This is a genomic window from Bacillus luti (genome assembly GCF_001884105.1).
In the GTDB taxonomy this organism is placed as follows: Bacteria; Bacillota; Bacilli; order Bacillales; family Bacillaceae_G; genus Bacillus_A; species Bacillus_A luti.
Window position 1 is genome coordinate 1 of record NZ_MACI01000046.1, and the last position, 250, is coordinate 250.

General features: G+C 28.4%; 1 protein-coding gene. It reads right to left on the reverse strand.

Annotated elements, in window-relative coordinates; translation table 11 throughout:
- Positions 1 to 208 (reverse strand): DUF1433 domain-containing protein (locus BAQ48_RS10655; protein ID WP_116758504.1); only part of this gene is annotated, 208 nt, incomplete at its 3' end.
- Between the last annotated feature and the right edge of the window lie 42 nt (positions 209 to 250).

Below are 250 nucleotides of genomic sequence, written 5' to 3' on the forward strand. Positions count from 1 at the left end.
TAGGAACACCCATTGGACTTACACTGTGCTCCTTAAATGTAATCGTTTTTACATCCTTAATATTATAATGTATATACTTTTCTACTCTTGCTTCTTGTACTTTCCAAAACTTTTCTTCCTGTTCTTTTTGTTTTAAGTATTCCATAGTAAAATACCCTCCTGCTATAATACAAATAATAAATGTAAAAATTACCAATTTGTTTTTCATAGGATATCCCCTTGAAGTTGAATATAGTTAAAATATACCATG